At 67.2% G+C, this 2,941-nt stretch carries 3 protein-coding genes; 1 reads left to right on the forward strand and 2 read right to left on the reverse strand.

From position 1 onward, the window contains the following. Nucleotides 1-206 precede the first annotated feature (206 nt). Both ACFWFR_RS16015 and ACFWFR_RS16020 read right to left on the reverse strand, forming a co-directional pair. Entirely contained in the window at nucleotides 207-1,298 is a 1,092-nt protein-coding gene (locus ACFWFR_RS16015; RefSeq protein ID WP_191801735.1) for an inositol-3-phosphate synthase, read from the reverse strand. Nucleotides 1,299-1,350: 52 nt separating this feature from the next. Further along, nucleotides 1,351-1,959, reverse strand: coding sequence for a PadR family transcriptional regulator (locus ACFWFR_RS16020; RefSeq protein WP_056654029.1), 609 nt, complete (start codon nucleotides 1,957-1,959; stop codon nucleotides 1,351-1,353). 332 nt (nucleotides 1,960-2,291) lie between these two features. Here ACFWFR_RS16020 and ACFWFR_RS16025 point away from each other — a divergent pair. Continuing rightward, nucleotides 2,292-2,941 (forward strand): transglycosylase domain-containing protein (locus ACFWFR_RS16025; protein WP_377623618.1); only part of this gene is annotated, 650 nt, incomplete at its 3' end.

Genomic DNA, 2,941 nt, shown 5'->3' on the forward strand with positions numbered 1-2,941 from the left:
GCAGGACGGGGTGTCGCCCGGGCTGGCACTGACAACTCGGCGGGTGCTACGGATCAGCGCGGGTACTTACGGTCGCGCTGGTCCTGCGCTCGCGGGCTCGCTACGGATCAGCGCAGGTTCTCCTGGTCGCGCTGGTCCTGCGCTCCGCGACGGTCGAGGGCCCGGCGAAGAGCGTGCCGGGCCCTCAACCTCTGCGTCGTTCCGGATCAGCGCTCGTTCTCACCGGTGATGAAGGCCTCCAGAGCCGCACGGCCCTTGGTGTCCTCCATCTGGACCGGCGGGGACTTCATGAAGTACGTCGACGCCGAGAGGATGGGCCCACCGACGCCACGGTCCTTGGCGATCTTCGCGGCGCGCACGGCGTCGATGATGATGCCGGCCGAGTTGGGGGAGTCCCACACCTCGAGCTTGTACTCCAGGTTCAGGGGCACCTCGCCGAACGCGCGGCCCTCGAGGCGGACGTACGCCCACTTGCGGTCGTCGAGCCACGCGACGTAGTCCGACGGGCCGATGTGGACGTTGCGGTCCTCGGTCTTGCCACCGAGGGGACCCTCGAGGTTCGACGTCACGGCCTGCGTCTTCGAGATCTTCTTGGACTCGAGGCGCGTGCGCTCCAGCATGTTCTTGAAGTCCATGTTTCCACCGACGTTCAGCTGGTACGTGCGGTCCAGCACGACGCCGCGGTCCTCGAAGAGCTTCGCGAGCACACGGTGCGTGATGGTCGCGCCGACCTGCGACTTGATGTCGTCGCCGACGATCGGGACGCCTGCGGCCTCGAACTTCGCAGCCCACTCGGGGTCCGACGCGATGAAGACCGGCAGGGCGTTGACGAACGCGACACCCGCGTCGATCGCGCACTGCGCGTAGTACTTCGCAGCGATCTCCGAACCGACGGGCAGGTAGCAGACGAGCACGTCCGCGCCCGACTCCTTGAGCGCAGCGACGATGTCGACCGGCTCGGCGTCCGACTCCTCGATGGTCTCGCGGTAGTACTTGCCGAGACCGTCGTTCGTCACACCGCGCTGGACGGGCACGCCCAGCGGCGGGACGTCGGCGATCTTGATGGTGTTGTTCTCCGAGGCGTTGATGGCCTCCGAGAGGTCGAAGCCGACCTTCTTGGCGTCGACGTCGAAAGCGGCGACGAACTCCAGGTCGGACACGTGGTAGTCACCGAACTGCACGTGCATCAGTCCGGGCACGGTGCTGCTCGGGTCAGCATCGCGGTAGTAGTGCACGCCCTGGACCAGGGAAGATGCGCAGTTTCCGACGCCAACGATGGCGACGCGGATGGAGGACATCCTCGCTCCTTGCTGTCAGTGCCGGGGGCGCTGCGCGCCGACGGCTTCGTAGTTAGTGGTTGTCTTGCCCGTGACGGTTCTCAGGGCCGCTCGACGGCCGGGTGCGACGACGGTCGCGCTCGGTCGTGATCAGTCCGTCGAGCCACCGAACCTCACGCTCGACCTGTTCCAGGCCGTGACGCTGCAGCTCGAGGGTGTATTCGTCCAGCCGCTCACGAGTGCGTGCGGCGGACTCCTTGACCGACTCCAGCCTCTCGGTGAGCCGGCTGCGCCGGCCCTCGAGGATGCGGAGCCGGGTCTCGGCGTCGGTCTGCGCGAAGAACGCGAACCGGACGTCGAAGCTCTCGTCCTCCCAGGCTGCCGGTCCCGAGGTCGCGAGGACCGTCTGAAGACGTTCCTTGCCCTCGGCGGTCAGCTGGTACACGATGCGTGCCCGCTTGCCCGACAACGCGTGGGGAGGGGTGGTGGGTGACTCGGTGCCGACGATGTAGCCGTGCGTGACCATCGCCTTGAGCGCCGGGTAGAGCGAACCGTAGGAGAACGCCCGGAACGACCCGAGCAGCAGGTTGAGCCGCTTGCGGAGCTCGTACCCGTGCAGCGGGGACTCGTTCAGGAGGCCGAGGATCGCGGTCTCCAGCACGTCGGAACGGCTGCGTGCCATGACACCTCCTCCTCGGTCAGGCTGTCACCGCGGAGGGCGGATCGGGCGTGGTTCGACTACTCGATGTATCGAGTCGATACATCGACAGGTTAGGTGGATTCGCGGTACCGCGCAATATGTCACGCCGCCGAGCAGATGTGAAGGACTGGGGGACCTGCGGCGTGGCTGTGGCGAAACAATGGCGGACCAGGCCTCGAGGGGCCTTGTCCTCACGGGAGGACGCCCTATTGTTCAGGGTGGTCTGATGCATGCTCTGCGCCTGGCGCGCCCACACCCGGGCGGCGGTGCGGAACAGGTCCGGACCGGTACAGACCCCCAGAGGAAGGTGAACCGTGGCGAGCTCCGCGAGGCAGACGAAGGGCACGGCGCGTGCCGGCAGCACGGCGCGCCCGGGCACCTCGGCGCGCAAGCGCCGGTTCTTCAACTACCCCCGTTCCCACGTCAAGAGCTTCCGTCGCTGGCTGCCGTCCTGGCGCGTGCTGCTCGGGACCTTCCTCACCGGGACCGCGCTGGTCGCCGGCATCGTCATCGCCGCCTACGCGACGACCTCGGTCCCCGCCGAGCCCGCCTACGCGGTGCAGCAGCAGAAGACCACGGTGTACTACGCGGACGGTGTCACGGAGATCGGGACCTTCCAGGAGGAGAACCGCGTCATCGTGGACTACGCGACGCTGCCCGACTACGTCGGCAACTCCGTGGTCGCGTCCGAGGACAGCTCCTTCTGGACGAACTCGGGCATCGACCTCAAGGGCATCGCTCGCGCGATGGTGAACAACCTCAAGGGGGGCAGCCTCCAGGGCGCGTCGACCATCACCCAGCAGTACGCCGAGCGGTACTACGCCGGCGCGACGGTGTCGGACTACGTCGGAAAGTTCCGCGAGGCGATGCTCGCGCTGCGGCTCACGCAGGAACAGCCCAAGGAGGAGATCCTGGGGAACTACCTCAACACGATCTACTTCGGCCGTGGGGCCCACGGGATCGA

Source organism: Oerskovia sp. NPDC060287 (assembly GCF_042726775.1).
Classification (GTDB): domain Bacteria; phylum Actinomycetota; class Actinomycetes; order Actinomycetales; family Cellulomonadaceae; genus Oerskovia; species Oerskovia merdavium.